At 66.1% G+C, this 22,927-nt stretch carries 21 protein-coding genes; 20 read left to right on the top strand and 1 reads right to left on the bottom strand.

Annotation, left to right across the window (positions count from 1 at the left end; translation table 11 throughout):
• Position 1 precedes the first annotated feature (1 nt).
• On the top strand, positions 2-508 hold the full coding sequence (gene lspA, locus AUL31_RS09175) for a signal peptidase II (protein WP_306302610.1): 507 nt from the start codon (positions 2-4) through the stop codon (positions 506-508).
• 108 nt (positions 509-616) lie between these two features.
• Complete coding sequence (gene olsB / locus AUL31_RS09170; RefSeq protein ID WP_082646872.1) at positions 617-1,507, top strand: l-ornithine N(alpha)-acyltransferase; 891 nt, start codon at positions 617-619, stop codon at positions 1,505-1,507.
• Positions 1,508-1,510: 3 nt separating this feature from the next.
• On the opposite strand, the gene AUL31_RS09165 is transcribed toward olsB, so the two are convergent.
• Complete coding sequence (locus AUL31_RS09165) at positions 1,511-1,786, bottom strand: hypothetical protein (RefSeq protein ID WP_060604731.1); 276 nt, start codon at positions 1,784-1,786, stop codon at positions 1,511-1,513.
• Positions 1,787-1,991: 205 nt separating this feature from the next.
• Between AUL31_RS09165 and mutS the strand changes: the two genes are divergently transcribed.
• From mutS to rimP, 18 genes are all read left to right on the top strand, one after another.
• The gene (gene mutS / locus AUL31_RS09160) at positions 1,992-4,703 is read left to right on the top strand and encodes a DNA mismatch repair protein MutS (protein ID WP_060604728.1); all 2,712 of its coding nucleotides are present in this window, start codon (positions 1,992-1,994) and stop codon (positions 4,701-4,703) included.
• A gap of 30 nt (positions 4,704-4,733) precedes the next feature.
• Entirely contained in the window at positions 4,734-7,565 is a 2,832-nt protein-coding gene (locus AUL31_RS09155) for a [protein-PII] uridylyltransferase (protein ID WP_073469142.1), read from the top strand.
• Entirely contained in the window at positions 7,562-9,175 is a 1,614-nt protein-coding gene (murJ, locus tag AUL31_RS09150; RefSeq protein WP_060604725.1) for a murein biosynthesis integral membrane protein MurJ, read from the top strand. Before AUL31_RS09155 ends, murJ begins: the two co-directional genes overlap by 4 nt.
• A 52-nt stretch (positions 9,176-9,227) precedes the next feature.
• On the top strand, positions 9,228-10,295 hold the full coding sequence (gene trpS / locus AUL31_RS09145; RefSeq protein ID WP_060604722.1) for a tryptophan--tRNA ligase: 1,068 nt from the start codon (positions 9,228-9,230) through the stop codon (positions 10,293-10,295).
• Between the two features lie 57 nt (positions 10,296-10,352).
• The gene (locus AUL31_RS09140) at positions 10,353-10,844 is read left to right on the top strand and encodes a universal stress protein (protein WP_060604720.1); all 492 of its coding nucleotides are present in this window, start codon (positions 10,353-10,355) and stop codon (positions 10,842-10,844) included.
• Positions 10,845-10,920: 76 nt separating this feature from the next.
• On the top strand, positions 10,921-11,499 hold the full coding sequence (locus AUL31_RS09135; protein ID WP_060604717.1) for a NifU family protein: 579 nt from the start codon (positions 10,921-10,923) through the stop codon (positions 11,497-11,499).
• Between the two features lie 18 nt (positions 11,500-11,517).
• Complete coding sequence (gene tsaB / locus AUL31_RS09130; RefSeq protein WP_073469144.1) at positions 11,518-12,246, top strand: tRNA (adenosine(37)-N6)-threonylcarbamoyltransferase complex dimerization subunit type 1 TsaB; 729 nt, start codon at positions 11,518-11,520, stop codon at positions 12,244-12,246.
• 45 nt (positions 12,247-12,291) lie between these two features.
• Positions 12,292-12,819, top strand: coding sequence for a GNAT family N-acetyltransferase (locus AUL31_RS09125; protein WP_060604711.1), 528 nt, complete (start codon positions 12,292-12,294; stop codon positions 12,817-12,819).
• 7 nt (positions 12,820-12,826) lie between these two features.
• Positions 12,827-13,654 (top strand): lyso-ornithine lipid O-acyltransferase, encoded by an 828-nt coding sequence (gene olsA / locus AUL31_RS09120; protein ID WP_060604709.1) that lies wholly within the window; start codon positions 12,827-12,829, stop codon positions 13,652-13,654.
• 75 nt (positions 13,655-13,729) lie between these two features.
• Positions 13,730-15,163 carry a tRNA (N6-isopentenyl adenosine(37)-C2)-methylthiotransferase MiaB gene (miaB, locus tag AUL31_RS09115; protein ID WP_060605372.1) on the top strand — a complete coding sequence of 478 codons (1,434 nt, stop codon included), beginning with the start codon at positions 13,730-13,732 and terminating at the stop codon, positions 15,161-15,163.
• Entirely contained in the window at positions 15,160-16,212 is a 1,053-nt protein-coding gene (locus tag AUL31_RS09110) for a PhoH family protein (protein WP_060604706.1), read from the top strand. The genes miaB and AUL31_RS09110 overlap by 4 nt, the downstream gene beginning before the upstream one ends.
• Positions 16,209-16,754 carry an rRNA maturation RNase YbeY gene (ybeY, locus tag AUL31_RS09105; RefSeq protein ID WP_073469146.1) on the top strand — a complete coding sequence of 182 codons (546 nt, stop codon included), beginning with the start codon at positions 16,209-16,211 and terminating at the stop codon, positions 16,752-16,754. The genes AUL31_RS09110 and ybeY overlap by 4 nt, the downstream gene beginning before the upstream one ends.
• A gap of 27 nt (positions 16,755-16,781) precedes the next feature.
• Positions 16,782-17,822, top strand: a complete 1,041-nt coding sequence (locus tag AUL31_RS09100) for a transporter associated domain-containing protein (protein ID WP_082646871.1) — start codon at positions 16,782-16,784, stop codon at positions 17,820-17,822.
• The gene (lnt, locus tag AUL31_RS09095) at positions 17,819-19,396 is read left to right on the top strand and encodes an apolipoprotein N-acyltransferase (protein WP_143190180.1); all 1,578 of its coding nucleotides are present in this window, start codon (positions 17,819-17,821) and stop codon (positions 19,394-19,396) included. Before AUL31_RS09100 ends, lnt begins: the two co-directional genes overlap by 4 nt.
• 128 nt (positions 19,397-19,524) lie before the next feature.
• Positions 19,525-19,983: a helix-turn-helix domain-containing protein gene (locus tag AUL31_RS09090; RefSeq protein ID WP_232414203.1), complete on the top strand. Its 459-nt coding sequence runs from the start codon at positions 19,525-19,527 to the stop codon at positions 19,981-19,983.
• A 199-nt stretch (positions 19,984-20,182) separates the two neighbouring features.
• Positions 20,183-21,400 carry a methionine adenosyltransferase gene (metK, locus tag AUL31_RS20685; RefSeq protein WP_060605358.1) on the top strand — a complete coding sequence of 406 codons (1,218 nt, stop codon included), beginning with the start codon at positions 20,183-20,185 and terminating at the stop codon, positions 21,398-21,400.
• A complete protein-coding gene (gene trmB / locus AUL31_RS20680) occupies positions 21,397-22,101 on the top strand; it encodes a tRNA (guanine(46)-N(7))-methyltransferase TrmB (protein WP_060604700.1) in 705 nt (234 codons plus the stop codon). Before metK ends, trmB begins: the two co-directional genes overlap by 4 nt.
• A gap of 164 nt (positions 22,102-22,265) precedes the next feature.
• Complete coding sequence (gene rimP / locus AUL31_RS09075; protein WP_409359955.1) at positions 22,266-22,859, top strand: ribosome maturation factor RimP; 594 nt, start codon at positions 22,266-22,268, stop codon at positions 22,857-22,859.
• Positions 22,860-22,927 lie beyond the last annotated feature (68 nt).

Raw genomic sequence — 22,927 nt, 5'->3', positions numbered from 1 at the left:
CGTGAAGTTCGTTCTCGGCAACGTATTTTTGGTCGTCATGGCCATCTTCCTCGACCAGTTCATCAAGCTGGTCGTGGTCGCGACCATGCCGCTCGGCTCGGCCATCCCCATCCTGCCCTTCTTTGCTCTTCTGCATGCGCGCAACGAGGGCATCGCCTTCTCGATGTTCTCCAGCCTCAGCGGCTGGACGCTGGCCGCCGCGTCAAGCGTGGTGCTGCTGTTCGTGCTGTGGCTGTGGTGGAATACGCCCCGCAACCGCATGCTCACCCATGTCGCCTTTGCGATGATCTTCGGCGGTGCCGTCGGCAACCTGATAGACCGGGTAACGCTCGGCTATGTCACCGACTACCTCTATTTCCACACGCCGGTCTGGTCCTTTGCGGTGTTCAATCTTGCCGACACGTTCATAACCGTCGGCGCGGCGCTCATCATCCTCGACGAGTTCGTGCTGCAACCCCGCAACGCGCGGCGCAAGCGCGCGATTGCCGGTGACGGTGAGCAAGAGTAAGCTCTGCCGAAAACAGGCCTGGGCGCGGTCATCAAAACTTTGCGATCCCTCGCTAGATCAGGCCGCATGCGCCGGGCGTCCTGGCGTGAATGAGTGGGGGGACGGATCATGAGCGTCTATCGTGCGGATGGGGCTTCCGGCAGGGGGTTCCCGGCTCTTCGGCTCCTGCCGGACAGATTGCGGCGGCCGATCCGGATACCTGCCGAGCCGCCGCTTGGCCGCATCGGCGGCCTGGAGGTTCGCGTCGCGGCATCCAGGCTTGAGGTGCGGGCCGCGCAGGCGCTGCGCTACCAGGTCTTCTACAGTCAGGGCGGCGCGAAACCATCGGCGCTCCAGCGGGTGACGCGCCTCGACAAGGATGCGTTCGACCGCGTCTGCGACCACCTGATCGTGCTGGACAAGAGCCTGCCCGGCAGCACCGCCCAGCAGATCGTGGGCACCTACCGCCTGCTCCGGCAGGAGAGGCTGCCTGTCGGCGGGCGCTTCTACACCGAACAGGAATTCGAAATCGGATCGCTGGTCCGGCGCCATCCGCACAAGCGCTTCCTGGAACTTGGCCGCTCGTGCGTGTTGAAGAACTATCGCGGCAAACGAACCGTCGAACTGCTCTGGCAGGGGATCTGGGCCTATGTGCTGAGGCACCGGATCGACGTCCTGTTCGGCTGTGCGTCGCTTGCCGGAACGGACCTTGCCACCTTGGACACGTCCCTGTCTTTCCTGCGGGAAAACGCGTCCGCCCCCGAAGAGTGGCAGGTCAGCGCCCTGCCGCATCGTCATGTTGCCATGGGTGCCGGCCGCTGCGCAGACCCGCGCCGTGCGCTTGGGGGGCTTCCGCCACTGCTGAAAGGGTATCTCAGGCTCGGCGGTTACATCGGGGACGGCGCGGTCGTGGATCGGCAGTTCGGGACGACGGATGTTCTTGTCGTCCTGCCCGTTTCGCGGATCAGCGCACGCTATGTCAGCCATTACGGGCAGGATGCGGGCCGCTTCGCGGCCTAGGCGCTAGCCGACGCGGACGATGGAGCGCGTGGTCATATCCACGAGGATAGGCCGGCCTTCATAGTAGAAGTAGCCGTAGACGCCATTGCCGCCTTCGGCCTGATGCACTTCAACGTTTTGCGGCACCGAGGCGCCCACGGAGGGCGGCGAGGGAAGCCGCGCGTCCGCCGTCGGGTGCTGGAGGGCGTAGTCGTAGATCGACGGGGCGGAATCCTGCGCCGATGCGGCGCCCGCAAGGTAAAAGAGGGCAACGACAGCGAAGCCGAGTTTGCGCATCATACCAACCATCCCTTCGAACAGACCCCAGACTAGCATTCGCCGGTGAACGCGGGCTGAACGCTTTCTGCTCATATCGTGCGTTTGCGCCCGGCTGCAAGAACCCGTCCGTTGATGTGGACGAGGCGCCGCCGCCGCTTCCCACGCCGCGGCGCGGCGGATAGAAGTCCGGCATGAGGCAGAGCGCATTTACACCCCGGACCTTGCGATGAGCGAAGCGGACACCGCCCCGACGCCCATGATGGCGCAGTATCTGGCCATCAAGGATGCCAATCCGGACTGCCTTCTGTTCTACAGGATGGGCGATTTCTACGAGCTGTTCTTCGACGATGCGGTCAAGGCGGCCGCGGCGCTGGGGATCGCGCTGACCAAGCGCGGCAAGCATCGGGGTGAAGATATCCCGATGGCCGGCGTGCCGGTGGTTTCGTCCGAGGATTATCTGCAGCGCCTGATCGCCGAAGGCTTCAGGGTCGCGGTCTGCGAGCAGATTGAGGACCCGGCCGAGGCGAAGAAGCGCGGCTCCAAATCGGTGGTCGCACGAGACGTCGTCCGGCTGGTCACGCCGGGCACCATCACCGAGGAAACGCTGCTGGAGCCGGGCCGGCCCAATTACCTCGCCGCTGTCGCGCGGCTTGGCGGCGGCGGGCCCGGCGCCGAGTATGCCATCGCCTGGACGGATCTTTCGACCGGCCATTTCCGCATCGCCGAAACCGACCTGGACAGGCTTTCCACCGATATATCGGCGCTCGAACCGAGCGAACTCATCTACCCGGACCAGCTATCCGGCGAACCCGAGATCGCGCCGCTGGTGCGCCGCCTGCAACGCGCGGCGCGGGCCGAGCCGTCGGTCCTTTTCGATGGTGCGACCGCCAGCGAACGGCTGTGCCGCTTCTTCGGCGTATCCACCCTTGCCGGGTTCGGCGCGTTTTCGCGTGCCGAGCTTTCGGCGGCGGCGGCGCTGGTGTCCTATCTCGGCAAGACGCAGTTTGCGGCGCGGCCGGCGCTCGAGCGTCCACGCAAGGTGGCGCCCGGCTCCACCATGCTGATCGATCCGGCCACCAGAGCCAGCCTGGAGTTGACGCGCACTTTGTCGGGCCGCAGGCAGGGATCGCTGCTGGCAACCATCGACAGGACGCGGACGGGGGCGGGCGCCCGGCTTCTGGCGGCGCGCCTCGCCCAGCCGCTGACAGACCCTGCCGCCATCCGCGAGCGGCACGATTCCGTGGGGTTCTTCGTTGAGGAACCGGCCATCGCCACGGCGCTTCGGCTGACCATCAAGGGTGCGCCGGACCTGGAGCGCGCATTGGCGCGCCTGTCGCTGGACCGGGCCGGCCCCCGCGACCTCGGCGCCGTACGCGAAACGCTGGACCGGTTCCGTCAATTACGCGACTTGATGGCAGGCGCAGTGCTGCCTGCCGAGCTGGCCTCGGCCCTCGGCGCCGTGGCCGCCGTGCCGGCCGAGCTGGAGCAGCTTCTTTGCGCCCTTCTGGCTGACGAGTTGCCGCTGCAGAAGCGCGATGGCGGCTTCATCGCGAATGGGGCGATCGAGCCGCTGGACGATGCCCGCGCCCTGCGTGACGAGTCGCGCCAGTACATCGCCGCGCTGCAGGCACGCTACATCGAGGAAACGGGTGTGCGGAGCCTGAAGGTCAAGCACAACAACGTGCTCGGCTACTTCATCGAGGTGCCTGAGGCGCAGGGCAAGTCGCTGCTCGGCTCGTATGCGGGCTTCACGCACCGGCAGACCATGGCCAGCGCGATGCGCTTCGCGACGGTGGAGCTGGCCGATCTGGAGGCCCGTATCGTGGAGGCCGGGTCGACCGCGCTGAAGCTGGAGCTCGAAGCGTTCGACCATCTGCGCGCGGCGGTGCTGGCCGACATGGCGGCCTTGCGGGCCGCGGCCGATGGCGTGGCGGTGCTGGACGTATCGTCGGCCCTGGCCGATCTTGCGCGCAGCGACGCCTGGGTGCGGCCGGAGGTGGACGATACCCTGTCCTTCTGCATCGAATGCGGCCGCCATCCGGTGGTGGAAGCAGCCCTCAAGTCATCCGGCGGAGAGGCGTTCGTCGCCAATGACTGCGACCTGTCGCCACCGGCCGGGTCCGGCGCCAAGGGCGGCGCGATCTGGCTGCTGACGGGGCCGAACATGGGCGGCAAGTCCACCTTCCTGCGGCAGAACGCGCTGATGGCCGTTCTGGCCCAGATGGGCGCCTTCGTGCCGGCCACCAAGGCGCGCATCGGCATGGTCGACCGCCTCTTCTCTCGCGTCGGGGCTTCCGACGACCTGGCCGAGGGGCGGTCCACCTTCATGGTCGAGATGGTGGAGACCGCCGCGATCCTGAACCAGGCGGGGCCGCGGACGCTTGTGATCCTGGACGAGATCGGGCGCGGTACGGCAACCTATGACGGCTTGTCCATCGCCTTTGCTGCGGTGGAGCACCTGCACGAGGCCAATCGCTGCCGTGCGTTGTTCGCCACCCATTTCCACGAGCTGACGGCGCTTGCCGCGCGCCTCGGCCGCCTCAGCAACGCGACGATGCGTGTAAAAGAGTGGGAAGGGGAGGTGATCTTCCTGCATGAGGTGAAGCCGGGCGTCGCCGACCGCTCCTACGGCATCCAGGTGGCGCGGCTGGCGGGCCTTCCGGCCGCCGTCGTCGAACGTGCGCGCCATGTGCTTTCGGAACTGGAAAAGGGCGAGCAAGGCGAAAAGCGGACTGCCTTCGTGGACGACCTGCCCTTGTTCTCCATGCTGTCGAAGCCCGCCCCCGTGGCCGCCCAGCCCAAGGCGGAGCCGGTGCTGGACGCGTTGAAGGCGCTGGATCCGGATGCCATGACGCCGCGTCAGGCGATGGATGCGCTGTACGAGTTGAAGCGGCTGGAGCGCTCGGCGGCTTTGCCGCAAGGGCGAAAGGGGCTATAGCCGCGCCAGACCCATTTTAGACGGATATCCATGGCCTCTCACGATGCCCGACCCCGCCGCGACGGAGCGCATGTTCAGGACCAGCTCCGTATTGCCGAGATCGTCGACGTCGCCCAGTTGACGGCGGACGTCGCCGCCATCGGCGCGGCGCGCGGGGACAGCCGGCCGGCCCTGCTGCAGCGTTTGCGCCAGGCAAAGGACGAAGGGCGCGCCAGGGCCGAGCGCATGCTCTTCGAGGATGGCAGCGGCCTGCTTTGCGCACGGCGCATCAGCGTGCTCCAGGATATCCTCATCCGCGCCATCAGCGAATTCGCGCTGGACCATGTCTTCGAGGCGCAGAACCTGTCCGCCGCGGAACGCGTCGCCGTGCTGGCGGTGGGCGGCTACGGACGCGGCACGCTGGCGCCGGGCTCCGACATCGACCTGCTGTTCCTGTTGCCCTACAAGCAGACCGCGCTGGGCGAGCAGTGCGCCGAATATCTGCTCTATCTGTTGTGGGATCTCGGCTTCAAGGTGGGACATGCCACCCGATCGGTGGAAGAGTGCATCCGCCTGTCGCAAACCGACTTCACCATCCGCACCGCGATTCTGGATCGGCGGTTGATCGTCGGCAACGCGGCGCTGTTCGACGAATTGTCGCAGCGCTACGACAAGGAGATCGTCGCCGGAACGAGTGCCGAGTTCATCGCTGCCAAGCTGGCCGAGCGCGATGCCCGCCACGCCCGCTCGGGCGATACGCGCTATCTGGTGGAGCCGAACGTCAAAGAGGGCAAGGGTGGCCTGCGCGACCTGAACACGCTGTTCTGGATCGCCAAGTATCATTACGGCGCCGGCACCCCGGCCGAGCTGGTGACGGCCGGCGTCCTGTCGCGGCGCGAGGGGCGCATCTTCGACAAGGCGGAAGATTTCCTGTGGGCCGTCCGCTGCCACCTGCATTTCCTGACCGGCAAGGCGGAAGAGCGCCTGTCCTTCGATATCCAGCCCGAGATCGCCGACCGTCTCGGCTACAGCACCCACCCCGGACTGCGCGAGGTGGAGCGCTTTATGAAGCACTACTTCCTCATCGCCAAGGATGTCGGCGACCTGACCGGTATTCTCTGCGCCGCCCTGGAAGAGGAAAACGCCAAGCCGCCCTCGGGCATGGTCCGCCTGCTGGGCAGCCTGCGCAGCAGATCCCGCTCGATCCCGGGAACGCTCGCCTTCCAGATCGACAATGGCCGCATAAACGTCACCTCTCGGACCGTCTTCTCGGACGATCCGGTCAACCTGATCCGCATGTTCCGCCTGGCGGCGCGGCACGAGCTGGAGTACCACCCCGACGCCTTGAAGCTGGTGCGCCGATCGTTGCGGCTGATCGATGCGAAGCTGCGCGACAATGCCGAGGCCAACAGCCTTTTCATCGACGTCCTGACCGATCGCCTCAATCCGGAGTTGCATCTGCGCCGCATGAGCGAGGCGGGCGTGCTGGGGCGCTTCATCCCCGATTTCGGCCGCATCGTCGCGATGATGCAGTTCAACATGTATCACCACTACACGGTGGACGAGCATCTGTTGCGCTCCATCGACACCCTGTCGCGCATAGAGCGGGGCCTCTACCGCGACGAGTTGCCGTTGATCGCCGGCATCATCGGCACGATCAAGGATCGCACGGCCCTGTACGTGGCGCTGCTGCTGCACGATATCGCCAAGGGCCGCCCGCAGGATCATTCCATCGCCGGGGCCGCGATCGCGCGCCGACTGTGCCCGCGCTTCGGGCTCGACGAGCGCGAGACCGAGCTGGTCGAGTGGCTGGTGCAGGAACACCTGACCATGTCCATGGTGGCACAGCAGCGCGACCTCAACGACCGCAAGACCATCCTCGACTTTGCAGAGAAGGTGCAGTCGCTGGACAGGCTTCGCCTGCTGGTCATCCTGACCGTGTGCGATATCCGCGCGGTGGGGCCGGGCGTGTGGAACGGCTGGAAGGGCCAGTTGATCCGCACCCTCTACTGGGAGACGGAGCCGGTACTGACGGGCGGCTTCACGCAGATGTCGCGGTCCAACCGCGTGTCGTTGGCGCGGAGCGAGTTGGAAGGCCGGCTTGCGGATTGGCCGGAGGCGGACCGTAAGGCAGCCCTGGACAGCCATTACGACAATTATTTCCTGACGGTGCCGCTGGACGATCAGGTTCGGCTGGCCGAGTTCATCCGTGGGACGCAAAGCGCTTCGCTGGCCACCGACATCCGGACGGACCGCTTCCGCGGCATGACGGAAATCACCGTCATCGCCCCGGACCATCCGCGTCTGTTGTCCATCATCGCCGGCGGTTGCGCCGCCGCCGGGGCCAATATCGCGGATGCGCAGGTGTTTACCATGGTGGACGGGCGCGCCCTCGATATCGTCACCATCAGCCGCGCCTTCCCGGACGACGAGGACGAGTTGCGCCGCGCCGAGCGCGTGGTGCGCAACATCCGCGACCTTCTCGGCGGCAAGGAAGCCATGCCAACGATGCTGGCGCGCCGCCGCACGCGCGACCTGTCCACATTCGCCGTCGCGCCGCAGGTGCGGATCGACAATGCCCTGTCCAACGCGCTTACCGTCATCGAGGTCGAGGGGCTCGACCGGCCAGGATTGCTCAGCGACCTGACGGGCGCGATCTCCGATCTCAACCTCGATATCCGCTCGGCCCACATCTCGACCTATGGCGAGAAGGCGGTGGACGTCTTCTATGTCACCGACCTGATCGGCATGAAGATTACCGGAGAAAACCGCATCGAGCGGATCGAGAGGCGGTTGGCCAGCGTCCTCGAAAGCGCCGAGGGAGAGCTGAGCTCGGGGACCGCGAACCGGGGCCCGTTGATGTCCGGACTGGGACCCGCGTGAGCCTCGTATCCAAATTCGCCACGGTCGGCGGCGCAACGCTCGTATCCCGCATCTTCGGCTTCGCGCGGGAAATGATGATGGCGTCGGCACTCGGCATCGGGCCGGTGGCCGACGCCTTCAACCTGGCGTTCCGCTTCCCCAATTTGTTCCGCCGCTTCTTTGCGGAGGGCGCGCTGAACGCCGCTTTCGTGCCGCTCTTCTCGCGCGCGCTCGAGGAAGAGGGCGAGGCGGGCGCACGGCGCTTCGCAACGGAAATCTTCTCCTCGCTGACGCTGGTGCTGTTTACCCTGACGGTTCCGGCCATCATATTCATGCCGTTCCTGGTGCGCACCATCATCGCGCCCGGCCTCAATCTGTGCATCGACGAGGCGGCGGCCGCGCAGGCGCTGAGCTGCGCCGACCGGTTCGACATAACCGTCGCCTTCTCGCGCATCATGTTCCCCTACCTCGCCTCCATGTCGCTCGTGGCGATGGTGAGCGGCATCCTGAATGCCTATCGCCGGTTTTTCGCGGCGGCGGCAGCGCCGGCACTTTTGAACGTCTTCCTGATCGCCGTTCTCGGATGGTCGCTCTGGACCGGACAGAACACGCAAACCCTCGGCTTCGCCATGAGCTGGGGCGTCCTGGCTGCGGGTGTCGCGCAATTCCTGATGGTGGCCGTTGCCATGCGCATGGCCGGCTTCTCAATCGCGTTGCAGCGCCCGCGCTGGACGCCGGGGCTGAAGCGGCTGCTGGTGCTTGCGGGGCCGGCGGCGCTGATCGGCGGCATCACGCAGATCAACCTCTTCGTCGGACAGGCCGTCGCTTCTTTCAAGCCGGGCGCGGTGTCGATTCTCACCTATGCCGACCGGCCCTACCAGTTGCCGCTCGGCATGGTCGGCGTCGCCATCGGTGTCGTGCTGCTGCCGGAGCTGTCGCGCGCCCTGAAGGGGGGGCGCCTTGCCGAGGCCCAGCACACGCAGAACCGCAGCCTCGAGTTTGCGCTGTTTTTGACCCTTCCGGCAGCCGTCGCCCTGTTCATCATTCCAGAGCCGATCGTGCGCGTCATCTACGAGCGCGGCGCCTTCGGCCCGGATACCACGGCGGCGGTGGCCGCCGTCCTCGGCATCTATGCGCTGGGCCTGCCGGCCTTCGTGATGATCCGCGTGTTCACGCCCGGCTATTTCGCGCGGGAAGATACGCGAAGGCCGATGCTGGTGACGGTGGCGTCGGCCGTCGCCAACACCGTCCTGTCCGTCGGCCTGTTCTTCGTGATGGAAGAGAAGGGCATAGCGCTGGCCACCACGCTGGCCGGCTGGCTGAACGCGCTTCTGCTGTTTCATGGCCTTTACGCACGCGGCCTCTGGGCCGTCGACGGGCCATTGGTGCGGCGATGCCTGATGCTGCTGGTCTCGGCCCTGGCCATGGGCGGCCTGCTCATCTTCGCCATGCCCCATCTGGAGGGCTGGATCGTGCCGTCGGCCGGGCTGCACCGGCAACTGGCCGGCATTGGCATCCTGGTGCTGATTGCCATGGCGGCCTATTTCGCGCTGTGCCTTTTAACCGGGGGCGCCGACCGCCAGATGGTGGCCCGGCTGCTGCGGCTCAGGCGGCCACGTCGCGGCGCTTGATCGCGGCGGCGCGGCGATCCATAAGACGCCCGTCACGAAAGGACGAAGCGTCATGGCGGAATTCACGCAGCGGGTATTTTCAGGCGTCCAGCCGAGCGGCAATCTGCATCTGGGCAACTATCTGGGCGCGGTCCGCCGGTGGGTGGAACTGCAGGACAGGTACCCGTGCATCTTCTGCGTCGTCGACCTGCATGCGATCACCGTCTACCAGGAGCCGAAGGCCCTGGAACACGCCACCCGCGAAGTTGCCGCCGCCTATATCGCCGCCGGCATCGACGCCCAAAAACACATCGTCTTCAACCAGAGCCGCGTGCCCGAGCATGCCGAGCTGGCATGGCTGTTCAACTGCGTCGTACGCCTTGGCTGGCTGAACCGCATGACGCAGTTCAAGGACAAGGCGGGCAAGGACAGGGAGGCGGCCTCGGCCGGGCTCTACGTCTATCCGTCGCTGATGGCGGCCGACATCCTGGCCTATCGCGCCACGCATGTGCCGGTGGGCGAAGACCAGAAGCAGCATCTGGAACTGACGCGCGACATCGCCGCCAAGTTCAACCACGACTATGCCGAACGCATTGCGGAGCGCGGCGTCGGCGTGCCCACGACGATCGGCGACGAGACGGTAAATGCCTGGTTTCCGCTGACGGAGCCGCTGATCGACGGTCCGGCGACGCGGGTCATGAGCCTGCGCGACGGCACCAAGAAGATGTCGAAATCCGACCCTTCCGACCTGTCGCGCATCAACCTGACCGACGATGCGGAGCAGATCTCGCGCAAGATCCGCAAGGCCAAGACCGATCCCGACGGCCTTCCGTCGGAGGTTGCCGGGCTGGCCGGCCGGCCGGAAGCCGACAACCTCGTCGGCATCTATGCGGCGCTGGCCGGCAAAACCCGGCAGGACGTTCTGGCCGAGTTCGGCGGCCGCCAGTTTTCCGAGTTCAAGCCGGTGCTGGCCGACCTTGCGGTCGAGGTGCTGTCGCCGATTTCCGGCCGCATGCGCGAGCTTCTCTCCGATCCGGCCGGGATCGATGCGACCCTGCGGGACGGCGCCGGCCGGGCGCGCGAAATCGCAACCGCCACGATTGCCGAAACGAAGGCGATCATGGGCCTGATCGACAATTGACATGAACTCGGCGGCTGCCCGCTTGCGGGCGGCCGCTCCGACTGCCATTTTGCCGCCATGGTTTCAAAACGCATCGGCCGCCAGGAAGGCGGCAAACGAAAATTCCTGGCCGTCATCGACGAGACGCCCGAGTGCACCCGTGCGGCGTCCTACGCCGCCCGGCGTGCCAAGGCCAGCGGCGGCGGCGCTGTCTTCCTGTATGTCATCGAGCAGGACGAATTCCAGCACTGGGCCGGGGTCGAGAAGATCATGCGGCAAGAGGCGCAGGCCGAGGCGGATTCGCGCCTGTCGCGCATCGCCGAAACCCTGCGCGCCGATGTCGGCATCGAGCCGGAGCTCGTCGTGCGCGAGGGCAAGAAGGAAGAAGAGATCCACAAGCTGATCGAGGCCGACCGCGAGATCGCCATCCTGGTGCTGGCCACCAGCCAGGAGAACGAGGGCCCGGGCCCGCTCGTTTCCGCCGTTGCCGGACGGTCGGGTGGCTTCGCCATCCCCGTGACCATCGTGCCGGGCGCCCTGACCGAGGAAGAGATCGAAAGCCTCTCCTGACCGTGCCGGTTGCGCACTGTTGCCACCGGACTTACATGACGCTGAAACACTTCCGACGCGCAAAGGCCCTGAAGCCATGTTCATCCAGACCGAAACGACGCCGAACCCGCAGACGCTGAAGTTCCTGCCAGGTCGTGTGGTGCTGGAACAGGGTACCGCCGAATTCCTCGACGCCGACGATGCCGACCGCCGCTCGCCGCTGGCCGCGCGCCTGATGGGTATCGACGGCGTGACCGGCGTGTTCTTCGGCTTCGACTTCATCACCGTCACGCGCGACGACACGGCATGGCAGCATCTGAAGCCGGCAATTCTTGCCGGCATCATGGAGCATTTCATGTCGAACCAGTCCGTCATGGCGGACGATGCCGGCCATGCGCCGTCCGGCTCGGATTCCGGCGAAGAGTTCTACGAGCCGGGCGATGAGTCGATCGTCGCCACCATCAAGGAATTGATCGAGACCCGCGTGCGGCCCGCCGTGGCACAGGATGGCGGCGACATCACCTTCAAGGGTTTCCGGGAAGGAACCGTGTTCCTGAACATGCGCGGAGCCTGTGCCGGCTGCCCGTCGTCCACGGCGACGCTGAAGCACGGTATCGAAAACCTCCTGCGTCACTTCGTGCCCGAGGTCGAGGCTGTCGAGGCCGTGGCGGCCTGACGCGAAACCGCAGCCGAAATGACTGCAGTGAGCCGCGACCCTTCGTACGACAATCGCTACTGCCTTCTCCTCGACACCGCCGCGGCCCGTTCCGCGGCGGCGGTTTACGATATGCAGTCCATGCAGATGGTTTCCTGCGTCGACAGCCTTATCGGCAAGGGCCATGCGGAACTGCTGCTCGATCAGGTTGCCGAGGCGTTGGCCGGCGCCGGCATCGTCATGCACGACCTGGCGCGAATCGGCGTGACCGTCGGTCCCGGCTCGTTCACGGGGCTCCGGGTGGGCATCTCGGCCGCGCGCGGCCTGGCGCTGGCGCTCGATATCGAGGCGGTCGGCATCGGGACGCTGGAAGCCCTGGCGTTTCCCTGGCTGCGGCAGGGCGGGCCCGTGCTGGCCGTGCAGGATGCGCGGCGCGGCGAAGTGTTCGCCGCCCTCTACGACGTGGATGGTGGCGTCCTGGCGCCTGCAGCGGCGCTGTCGCCAGCCGCTGCCGCGGCCCTTGTGCCGCAGGATGGGCGGCTTCTGCATATTGCCGGCTCCGGCACCGAGCTCGTCGCGCCCTTGGTGCAAGGTGGCTTCAAGCAGCTTCACGATTACGAAGGCCTTCCGCAGGTGGCCGCGATCGGCGCAATCGCGGCGACACGGCAGCCGGGAGAGCCGGTGCGCCCGCTTTACCTGCGCGGCGCGGATGCCAAGCCGCAGGCTCCGGTTGCCGGAATCGTCCGAACGGGGCTTCCATCCGCCTGAAACGGCTTCTACAGGATGGCCGAAGGGATTTCCCGAGGGGCGCGCATGGTTTGGCATCTTCCCTTGAACTGGACACTGGCATTCTGGGAGGGGCTCTTGGGGCAGGGCGGTTCCTATGTCGCAACCGGGCTCGATAGCGAGCAGGATCTGGCGGCCGTTGCTTCGGTGCATGGCGGCGCCTTCGCCCACGCCTGGGATGAAGACGAGTTCGCCGCGCTGATCGCCCAGCCCGGCACGTTCGGCTTCGTGGCGCGACGCGCCGGCCACCGCGAGCCGGAAGGGCTCGTTCTGGCGCGCCTTGTCGTCGACGAGGCGGAGATCCTCACCATCGCCGTCGACCGCAGCGCGCGCGGCAAGGGTGTCGGGCGCCTGTTGATGGACATGGTGCTGCAGCATCTGCATGCCGAACGCGCGCTGGCCCTGTTTCTGGAAGTCGACGAAACAAACGCGCCGGCGTTGGCGCTGTATCGCCGGCTGCGATTCGAGGAGGTGGGCCGACGCCCCGCCTATTATCCGGGCCCCGATGGCCAGCGCACCAGCGCGCTGATCATGAAGCGTACCTTGCGCGGTTGAGGGCGTTTTGCCGGGGCGTTTGCGCATCGCTGTCGTCGCCGTCGGACTTGCCGCACTGACGGCGGTGCTTGCGCCTCTTCAGCTTCTGGCCATGCGGTTCGACTGGCCGGTGGCGCGCCGGCTGCCTTTCCTGTGGCATCGTGTCGCCGCCCGCCTGTGCGGCATGCGGGTGCATGTGCGCGGCAAACCCGCGGCCGGCCGCCCGCTGCTGATCGCCGCCAACCATCAGTCATGGGCAGACATCGTGGCGCTGGGCAGCGTCATGCCGCTCAGTTTCATCGCCAAGTCCGAAGTCGGCACCTGGCCCGTATTCTCGGTTCTCGCCCGCCTGCAACGCACCGTCTTCGTCACGCGCGGCGAGCGGCGGCAGACCGGGCAACAGGCGGCGTCCATTGCCGAGCGGCTGCGCACGGGCGACGTGATGGTGCTGTTTGCCGAAGGGACAACCTCGGATGGCAACCGGGTGCTGCCCTTCAAGACGGCGCTGTTCGGCGCGGCTCAGGCCGCCCTGCGGGGTGCCGGGCAGGATCGTGTGTTGATTCAACCCGTGGCCGTGGCCTATACGCAGGCGCACGGACTGCCGTTGGGTTTTCACGGGCGTCCGCTTGCGGCCTGGCCGGGGCATGTCGCGCTGATGCCGCATCTGCTGGCGTTCCTGCGCTGCGGCGCGGTGGATGTGGAGGTTTCGTTCGGGGCTCCGGTCGAATTCTCCGAAGGCTCGGACCGCAAGATCGTGGCGCGGCTGTGCGAGGCCGGCGTCCGCGCCATGCTGGAAGCCAGCCTTTACGGCCGGCACCCGCAGGAAAGCATCGCAAAGCATGGGGACGGAACCTGAGGGCGCTTGCGCAGCCGCCTTATCGGGCCGATATTGAAGGACGAGGGCCGGCTTGCCGGCATCCCGGAAGGATCGATGACCGAGACAGCGAACGAAGGTAAGTCGGGCAGCAACAGCCGCAAGGTTTTCATCCGCACCTATGGGTGCCAGATGAACGTCTACGACAGCCAGCGCATGGGTGATGCGTTGTCCCGCGACGGTTACGAGCCCACCGACACGATCGAGAACGCCGACCTCGTCCTCATCAACACCTGCCACATCCGCGAAAAGGCGGCCGAGAAGATCTATTCGGAACTCGGCCGCATCCGCGAGCTGAAGGCCGAGCGCGCCGAACGCGGCGAAGCCATGACCATCGGTGTCACGGGCTGCGTGGCGCAGGCCGAGGGCGCCGAGATCATGGCGCGCGCGCCGGTGGTGGACCTCGTCGTCGGCCCGCAAACCTATCACCGTCTGCCCGAGGCGCTGGGCCGCGTGGCCCTTGGCGAGCGCGTCGTCGATACCGACTATGCGGTGGAGGACAAGTTCCGCCATCTGCCCGGCCAGAACCGCAAGCAGATCGCCAGCCGCGGCGTCACTGCCTTCCTGACGGTGCAGGAAGGCTGCGACAAGTTCTGCACCTTCTGCGTGGTGCCCTATACGCGCGGCGCGGAAGTGTCGCGGCCGATGGCGGACGTCGTCGAAGAGGCACGGCGCCTTGCCGATGCCGGCGTGCGCGAGTTGACCCTGCTTGGCCAGAACGTCAACGCCTGGACCGGGGCGACCGGCGATTTCGCCGACCTGCTCCATGCGCTGGCGCAGGTGCCAGGCATCGCGCGCCTGCGCTATACGACGTCGCATCCGCGCGACATGGACGATGCGCTGATCGCGGCGCACCGCGACCTGCCGCAGCTCATGCCCTATCTGCATCTGCCGGTGCAATCCGGTTCCGACGCGATCCTGAAAGCGATGAACCGTCGCCACAAGGCTTCCGACTATGTCCGGCTTGTCGCGCGCATTCGCGCGGCGCGGCCCGACCTTGCATTGTCGGGCGATTTCATCGTGGGCTTCCCGGGCGAAACGGATGCCGATTTCGAGGCGACTTTGCAGATCGTGCGCGACATCGGCTATGCGCAGGCCTACTCGTTCAAGTATTCGCCGCGCCCCGGCACGCCGGGCGCCGCGATGGACGGCCATGTCGCCGAGGCCGTCAAGTCCGAGCGCCTCGAACGTCTGCAGGCCCTGCTGCGCGAGCAGCAGGTGGCCTTCCAGGAAAGTTTCGTCGGCCGCACGACCGACGTTCTCATCGAGAAGACCGGCCGTCACGCCGGGCAGATGGTGGGGCGCTCGCCCTTCCTGCTGCCGGTGGTGGTGCCGGATAGCGCCGGCGCAGTCGGCGACATCGTCTCGGTACGGATCGCCTCTTCATTGCCCAATTCGCTGATGGCAGAGGGCGCAGAGCCCCGGGTCCAAGGCGTCCGTGCCGGCGCCGCCGGAAACTTCACCCAACACGACCTGAGGGAGAGCGCATGACACCAGCGCGCGGCATGTCACCGGCTTCCGGTGCTTCGGACATGGCCCATATCGTGCTGACTTTCGACGATAATCGTCTTGCCGGTGCGCTTTTCGGCAAGTTCGACGAAAATCTTGCCCTTCTGGAGCAGAAACTTCATGTCGACGCGCGGGCGCGCGGCAACCAGCTTGAGCTGCGCGGCGAGCCCATGGCCTGCGAGCAGGCCCGCCGCACGCTCGATACGCTCTATGCCCGCCTGCAGGCAGGGCACGATATCCAGCCCTCCGACGTCGAAGGTGCCATTCGCATGGCCGTGGCGCAGGACGACCAGCTCGTCCTTCCGACACTCGAAAAGAAAGGTCGGATGGCGCTGGCCCAGATATCCACCCGCAAGAAGACCATCCATGCGCGCACGCCGACGCAGGATGCCTATATGCGGGCGATGGAGCGGGCCGAACTCGTCTTCGGCGTCGGCCCGGCTGGCACCGGCAAGACCTACCTTGCTGTGGCCTATGCCGCCCAGTTGCTGGAGCGCGGGCAGGTGGAGCGGATCATCCTGTCGCGTCCGGCGGTGGAAGCCGGCGAACGGCTGGGCTTCCTGCCCGGCGACATGAAAGAGAAGGTCGACCCTTATCTGCGCCCGCTCTACGACGCGCTCTACGACATGATGCCCGCCGAAAAGGTGGAGCGGGCCATCGCGGCTAACGCCATCGAGATCGCGCCGCTTGCCTTCATGCGTGGACGTACGCTTGCCAATGCCGCCGTTATCCTGGACGAGGCGCAGAACACGACCACCATGCAGATGAAGATGTTTCTGACCCGCCTTGGCGAAAACGCCCGCATGGTGGTGACGGGCGATCCTTCCCAGATCGATCTGCCGCCCGGCCAGAAGTCCGGCCTGGTGGAGGCGCTGCGCGTGCTGTCCGGCGTATCCAACATCGTGACGGTGCGCTTCCAGTCGGCCGACGTTGTGCGGCACAAGCTGGTCCAGGCCATCGTCGAAGCCTATGAGGGCGACGCGACACGCCAGCGGGAAGCCGTCCAGGCGGGGACCGCATCGCCGGCATGAACGATGAGCCGTTGCACGCGGCCGGCTATCCGTCGGTCGAGCTGATCCTGTCGGTCGACGATGCCGATTGGAACACCATTCTGCCGGATGCGGCCCGTCTTGCGGCCGAGGCCGCAGGCGCGGCCTTGTCCGGCGCCGGAATGAAGCCGGGCCTAGCCACGGAAGTCGGCGTCACGCTTGCCGACGACGAGGCGCTCCGCGCCTTGAACGGGCAGTGGCGCGGCAAGGACAAGCCAACGAACATTCTGTCGTTTCCCATCGTGCAGCTGACGCCGGGCAAGGCACCCGGCGCCATGGCCGGAGACCTGGTGCTGGCGCGCCAGACCCTGCAACGGGAGGCGCTGCGCGACGGAAAACCGCTTGCGGATCATTTCCGTCATCTGGTCGTTCATGGCATGCTGCATCTTCTGGGTTACGATCACGAAGAGGCCGAAGAGGCCGAACAGATGGAGCGTCTGGAAGTTCTTGTGCTTTCGACGCTTGCAATTGCCGATCCTTACGCCGATTCTGGCGGGGTAGCCGGTGTGGACCCGGTCGACTGAGATGTTGAACATACGATGGATAAAGGGATGAACAGGACCGCGAGCGGCAGCACGTCTGCCGACAACGCGCATGACTCGGTCGAGGGCGCCTATGGCGATGGCGACGCCGCCAACGAAGACCGAAGTCCGCGCCCCGACGAGCGCAAATCGTCGGAACCCGGCTTTTTCGAGCAGTTTCTCTCGCTGCTGAAGCCGAAAGTACCGCTGCCCTTGAGAGAAAAGATCACCGAGGCACTTCTGAATGCCGAGGAGGGATCCGGCCTGACCGGCGAAGAGCAGGTCATGCTGACCAACATTCTCGGGCTGCACGAATTTCGCGTCGAGGACGCGATGGTGCCCCGCTCCGAAATAGAGGCCGTCGATATCAACGCGACGCTGGGCGAGTTGCTCGTCAAGTTCCGCGAGTGCGGCCATTCCCGCCTGCCGGTCTATGGCGACGGCCTGGATGACCCGCGCGGCATGGTGCACATCCGCGACCTTGTTGATCATATCACCGAGTACGCGCTGGGTGCCGAGGGTGGGGGCGCCCCGGCATTGAACCTGGCTGCCGTACGCCTGGACAAGCCGCTTTCCGAGCTGGCCCTGATTCGCAAGGTGCTGTTCGTTCCGCCGTCGATGTCGGCACTGGAATTGATGAGCCGCATGAAGGTCAGCCACATCCAGATCGCCCTCGTCATCGACGAGTATGGCGGTACGGACGGTCTGGTTTCCATGGAAGACCTTCTCGAGATCGTCGTCGGCGACATCGAGGACGAGCATGACGACGAGGAAAAGCTGATCCAGCCCGAGGCCGACGGCGTGTTCATGGTCGACGCGCGTGCCGACCTCGACGACGTCCGCGACCGTATCGGGGTCGATTTCGACATCGCGCCCTATGCGGACGAAGCCGATACGATCGGCGGGCTCGTCGTGCTGGAGTATGGCGACATTCCGCCCGAAGGCGTCGTCATCGACACCGTCAGCGGATATCGGCTCGAAGTCATCGAGGCCGACAGCCGCCGAGTGCGCAGGGTGCGCGTCATGCGCAACGTCGATGGAGCCGCCGACGCCGTGGCGTTGCACGCTTGACGCTGCCGGCCGGGGTGCCTGCGGCCGTCGTTGAACGGCCGTTCGGCGCGGCCGGCTGGCGCCGCGCCGCATTGGTCGCGCTGGCCGGGGCCATCGCCACATTGGGCCTGGCGCCGTATCATATCGTGCCGGCGGGCTTTATCGCCTTTCCCATACTGGTTCTGGCCATCGACGGCCTGGTTCGCCGTGGCGATGGGATGGCGGCTGCCTTCCGTCTCGGCTGGTGGTTCGGATTCGGCTATTTCGTCGGTGGTCTCTGGTGGCTCGGTGCCGCCATGCTGGTGGATGCCGCCGCCTTCTGGTGGGCGCTGCCGCTGGCGGTCCTCGGCCTGCCGGCGGTGCTGGCCGTGTATTTCGGTATCGCCGTCGCCATCGCCCGGCGCTTCTGGTCAACCGGGGCGGAACGTATCCTCGTGCTGGCGCTGGCCTTTGCGCTGGCCGAATTTCTGCGTGCCCGGCTGCTGACCGGCTTTCCCTGGAACGAGATCGGCATGATGGCCGCGCCCTGGCCGCTGTTCATGCAGACGGCGGCGGTCTGGGGCACGCATGGGCTGACGCTCATTGGCGTCGTGGTCTTTTCGCTGCCCGTGCTGTTGCTTCGCCGGCAGCCGAGGCGGCCGGCCGTTGCGTCTATCGGCCTGTCGCTTCTGGCGTTCCACGGCGCCTATGGGGCGTATCGCCTGGCGGCGGACGTGCCCGCACCGGGGCCCGACCCCGCACATGTCCGCATCGTCCAGCCGGCGATCGACCAGAGCAGCAAATGGGACCCGGCCGAGGCAAACGCCATCCTGCGGCTGCTGATGGACATGTCCGCTCCACGGACGGACAGCCCCCCGGGCGAGATCGTCATATGGCCGGAATCGTCCTTCCCATACCTGATCTCCGACGTTTCGCCCGTGGTGGGCGCTGCCGCGCAAAGCCTTGCGCCCGATGCCCGGCTTCTGGCCGGCGCCGCCCGCACGCAAGAGCGCGCCGGGGCGGAGCCGCGTTACTATAATTCCATACTGGCAATCCGGCCGGACGGCACGGTGGATGGCCGTTTCGACAAGCTGCACCTTGTCCCCTTCGGCGAGTATCTGCCGTTCCAGTCGGCCCTGGAACGCCTCGGCATCATGCAGCTGACGCAGCTTCCAGGTGGCTTTTCGGCCGCCCAGGAGCGGCAGTCGGGCGGGGTGGAAGGCGTTCCGCCCTTCCTGCCGCTGATCTGCTACGAAGTGATCTTCCCCAACGAGATCCGGCGTCAGCCCGGCGACGCGTTCATCCTGAACGTCACCAACGATGCCTGGTACGGCGATACGCCCGGCCCCTACCAGCATCTCGCGCATGCCCGGCTGACAGCCGTGGCATTGGGCCTGCCGCTGGTGCGGGCGGCCAATTCGGGCATTTCCATCGTGACCGATTCGGTGGGCCGGGACGTGGCGCGCATGGGCCTCGGCGAGCGTGGAACCATCGCCGCCGCATTGCCGGCGCCGGGTGCGCAAACGGTGTTCGCACAGTATGGAAGCCTCGTATTCTGGCTCATGTCGGCGGCCGCACTGCTGACCGTATCCACCCTCCGCCGCAGCCATTCCTGATCGCCATTGACGGTTGCGCCATTCTGCGCAATAAACATAATCCTATAGAGTAAGATGGATATTGTTGGATAAATATGGTTACAAGGAAATTGGTGGAGACAGAGGTATTGAAGCCCATGGATTTGACAGTGCAGCAAAATCAAATACCCGAAGGTCGGGTCAACAAGAAAAAGCCTGACGAGGCCGACGTCATCGTCGGCCGTCAGATCCAGGCGATCCGGATGCGCGCCCGCGTCAGCCGCGAATGGCTCGGAGATCGCCTCGGCATCACGTTCCAGCAGGTGCAGAAGTACGAGAACGCCACGAACCGCATTACGGTTGGCCGTCTCTGCGACATCGCACGCGTTCTGGAAGTGCCGCTGATGCGCTTCTTCGAGGGGGTTCCGGCAGTCGCCGCAGCCCGCGGCGGCATGGCCGAAGGCGAGGGAAGCGGCTGGATCGGTGGCGACAGCCTCTCCGCCGAAGAGGCCCGGTTGCTGGAGCGGTTCCGCGATATCAGCGATCCGAACGTGCGCCGCATGGTGCTGGAGCTCGCCGATACGCTGGCCGCGACCAATCGCAAGCCGCAGCGCGGCTTCCGGCAGTAAGGCCCACAACGGACTGAACGGGCGTTCAGGCGCCCGTTCGCATCTTCCCCCTTGACGCGGAAGCCGCGTCTCGCCAAACCCCTTGCGATGAACGACATTGCCACAAGCACCGTCGTTTCCCCGTCGATCGGCTGGTTCTGCCGGCTATCCAGGGCCCTTGGGCCGCGTCATCCCGCTTTGGCGGCAAGGTTTGGCATTCATGCAGCGCAACGAGTTCTTCTTTACGTCCGAGAGTGTGTCGGAAGGCCATCCGGACAAGATCTGCGACCGCATATCCGACGAGGTCGTGGACCTGTTCTACCGCGAAGCGAAGAAGATCGGCATGGACGCCGGCCAAATTCGCGTCGCCTGCGAGACGCTCGCAACCACCAATCGGGTCATCATCGCCGGTGAAGTGCGATGCTCGCTCGACGAGCGGCAGATCCGCTCCAAGGTGCGGGCCGCCGCGCGCCGTGCGATCAAGGCGATCGGCTACGAGCAGGACGGCTTCCACTGGAAGAAGGTCAAGATCGACGTTCTGCTGCATGCCCAGTCGGCGGATATCGCGCAGGGCGTGGATGCGGGCAACAAGGCCAGCGAGGGCGCGGGCGACCAGGGCATCATGTTCGGTTATGCCTGCAGGGAAACCGCCGACCTGATGCCGGCGCCGATCTATTATTCGCACAAGATTCTCGAGCGTCTGACGCAGGCCCGCAAGGCCGGCGAGGGGGAGGCCGGCAAGCTCGGCCCCGACGCCAAGACGCAGGTGACAGTGCATTACAAGGACGGCGCCCCTTCGGCGATCAGCTCGATCGTGCTGTCGACGCAGCATTTCGACGAGACCCTCACCTCCGAGGATATCCGCCGCATCGTCGAACCGTTCGTGCGCGAAGCCACGGCCGAGCTTCCCATTGCCGAAGACTGCGTCTGGCACGTCAACCCGACCGGCAAGTTCGTCATCGGTGGTCCCGATGGCGATGCGGGCCTGACCGGCCGCAAGATCATCGTGGATACTTATGGCGGTGCGGCGCCCCATGGCGGCGGCGCCTTCTCCGGCAAGGACCCGACCAAGGTGGACCGGTCCGCCGCCTATGCGGCGCGCTATCTGGCCAAGAACGTCGTTGCGGCCAAGCTGGCCGACCGCTGCACGATCCAGCTTTCCTACGCGATCGGCATCGCCGAGCCCGTCTCCGTCTATGTCGACCTCCACGATACCGGCAAGGTCGGCGAGGATGTCGTGGAGAAGGCGATCCGCGAGGTAATGAAGCTGACGCCGCGCGGCATCCGCGAGCATCTTCAGCTTGCCCGGCCGATCTATGCGCGCACCTCCGCCTACGGGCATTTCGGCCGCAAGCCCGGCCGCGACGGTGCCTTCTCGTGGGAGAAGACCGATCTCGCGCCCAAGCTGAAGGCGGCGGTGGCAGCGGCCAAGGCGTGACGTCGCACCCCGTACGCTCGCGGGAGGCCTTTTTCGGCCGCCACAAGGGCAAGTCGCTGACAGCATGGCAGCAAGGCCTGATCGACGGCCTTCTGCCGGACCTGGCCGTGGATCTGTCGACGCCTGCGCCGGCGCGGCTGGAAGCGCTTTTTGCCCGCCCCGTCGAGGCCGTCAGGCTGGAGATCGGCTTCGGCGGCGGCGAGCATCTGCGGCACGAGGCGGCGCGCTTCCCCGATGTCGGCTTCATCGGCGTCGAGCCCTTCGTCAACGGCATGGCCAAGATGCTGGCCGCGCTGGAGGCCGATCCGCTTCCCAACCTGCGCCTCTATGCCGACGACGCAACCCGGCTGCTGGACTGGCTGCCGGAGGCTTCGCTTGCCGGCATCGATCTCTTCTACCCGGACCCGTGGCCCAAGAAGCGCCACTTCAAGCGACGCTTCGTCAATCCGCGCAACCTGGACCGGTTTGCCCGGGTGCTGCGGCCCGGCGCACGGTTTCGGTTTGCTTCCGACATCGACACCTATGTCAACTGGACGCTTGCCCATATCGACGCGTACGAAGCCTTCGACTGGCCGGCAACGAGTGCCCGCGACTGGCACACGCCCTACGAGGCGTGGCCCGGCACGCGCTATGAGGCGAAGGCTTTCCGAGAGGGGCGTCGGGCTGCCTATCTTACCTTCCTGCGCCGGGACGTTGCCTGATCGGCTTGAAAAGATGGGCCGGAATGGGTATATGCCATTTCAAATTCTCTGCGATGTCTTCGTGAGAGTGGGTCCAGCCGGTCCCGCTCTTTTTTGTTGATAGGGCTTCGCAGCGATGAATCCCTGCCGGGGTATCCCGGCACGATCGCTTTTCCGGAGTGTCCGTGAACGTAGACAATCGCATCATCGTCGAGGAAGGGCTCGAAGGGCGTATCGCCGCCATCGTCGAGCCCGTCATCGAGCAACTTGGGTATCGCCTCGTCCGCATCCGTATGTCGGGCCTGAACGGTACGACGCTGCAGATCATGGCGGAGCGGCCGGACGGCACCATGACGGTCGAGGATTGCGAGGCAGTCAGCCGCGGCGTTTCGCCGGTGCTCGACGTAGAGGACCCGCTGGATCGGGCTTACCATCTCGAAGTGTCCTCGCCCGGTATCGACAGGCCGCTGGTGCGTCGCCAGGATTTCGAAGCCTGGGCCGGACATCTGATCAAGCTGGAGACGAACCGCCTGCTGGATGGCCGCAAGCGGTTTCGCGGCAAGGTCACCGGTGTCGAGGGCGATTCGATCCGCCTCGACCGCGATCAGCCCGCCTATGGCGAGGAGGCCAGCGTGCTGGTTCCTCTCGATGCCATCGCCGAAGCCCGTCTGATCCTGACGGACGAACTGATCCAGGCATCGCTGCGCCACGAGAAGATGGCGCGCAAGGGTGTGGCCGGCGAGGCCGGTGACGATGCGGATATCGGGGCGCGCCAGTAGGCCGGCCCCGACGCCCAGAGTTGGACAGCGCCGCCATGGGCGTGCGCCAAGCGGCCGGCATGACAGCC

This window comes from Aureimonas altamirensis (assembly GCF_001463885.1).
Taxonomy (GTDB): domain Bacteria; phylum Pseudomonadota; class Alphaproteobacteria; order Rhizobiales; family Rhizobiaceae; genus Aureimonas; species Aureimonas altamirensis.
Note: the sequence above shows the minus strand (reverse complement) of the source record. Positions and strands in the feature narration are given on the sequence as shown.

What these genes read in the sequence shown, in the direction of transcription:
- AUL31_RS09125 (WP_060604711.1), top strand. Translation starts at nt 12,292, where the DNA reads ATGGTTTGGCATCTTCCCTTGAACTGGACACTGGCATTCTGGGAGGGG.
- ybeY (WP_073469146.1), top strand. Translation starts at nt 16,209, where the DNA reads ATGAACGATGAGCCGTTGCACGCGGCCGGCTATCCGTCGGTCGAGCTG.
- AUL31_RS09140 (WP_060604720.1), top strand. Translation starts at nt 10,353, where the DNA reads ATGGTTTCAAAACGCATCGGCCGCCAGGAAGGCGGCAAACGAAAATTC.
- AUL31_RS09165 (WP_060604731.1), bottom strand. Translation starts at nt 1,786, where the DNA reads ATGATGCGCAAACTCGGCTTCGCTGTCGTTGCCCTCTTTTACCTTGCG.
- trpS (WP_060604722.1), top strand. Translation starts at nt 9,228, where the DNA reads ATGGCGGAATTCACGCAGCGGGTATTTTCAGGCGTCCAGCCGAGCGGC.
- metK (WP_060605358.1), top strand. Translation starts at nt 20,183, where the DNA reads ATGCAGCGCAACGAGTTCTTCTTTACGTCCGAGAGTGTGTCGGAAGGC.
- AUL31_RS09110 (WP_060604706.1), top strand. Translation starts at nt 15,160, where the DNA reads ATGACACCAGCGCGCGGCATGTCACCGGCTTCCGGTGCTTCGGACATG.
- olsB (WP_082646872.1), top strand. Translation starts at nt 617, where the DNA reads ATGAGCGTCTATCGTGCGGATGGGGCTTCCGGCAGGGGGTTCCCGGCT.
- tsaB (WP_073469144.1), top strand. Translation starts at nt 11,518, where the DNA reads ATGACTGCAGTGAGCCGCGACCCTTCGTACGACAATCGCTACTGCCTT.
- AUL31_RS09155 (WP_073469142.1), top strand. Translation starts at nt 4,734, where the DNA reads ATGGCCTCTCACGATGCCCGACCCCGCCGCGACGGAGCGCATGTTCAG.
- AUL31_RS09100 (WP_082646871.1), top strand. Translation starts at nt 16,782, where the DNA reads ATGAACAGGACCGCGAGCGGCAGCACGTCTGCCGACAACGCGCATGAC.
- AUL31_RS09135 (WP_060604717.1), top strand. Translation starts at nt 10,921, where the DNA reads ATGTTCATCCAGACCGAAACGACGCCGAACCCGCAGACGCTGAAGTTC.
- mutS (WP_060604728.1), top strand. Translation starts at nt 1,992, where the DNA reads ATGAGCGAAGCGGACACCGCCCCGACGCCCATGATGGCGCAGTATCTG.
- miaB (WP_060605372.1), top strand. Translation starts at nt 13,730, where the DNA reads ATGACCGAGACAGCGAACGAAGGTAAGTCGGGCAGCAACAGCCGCAAG.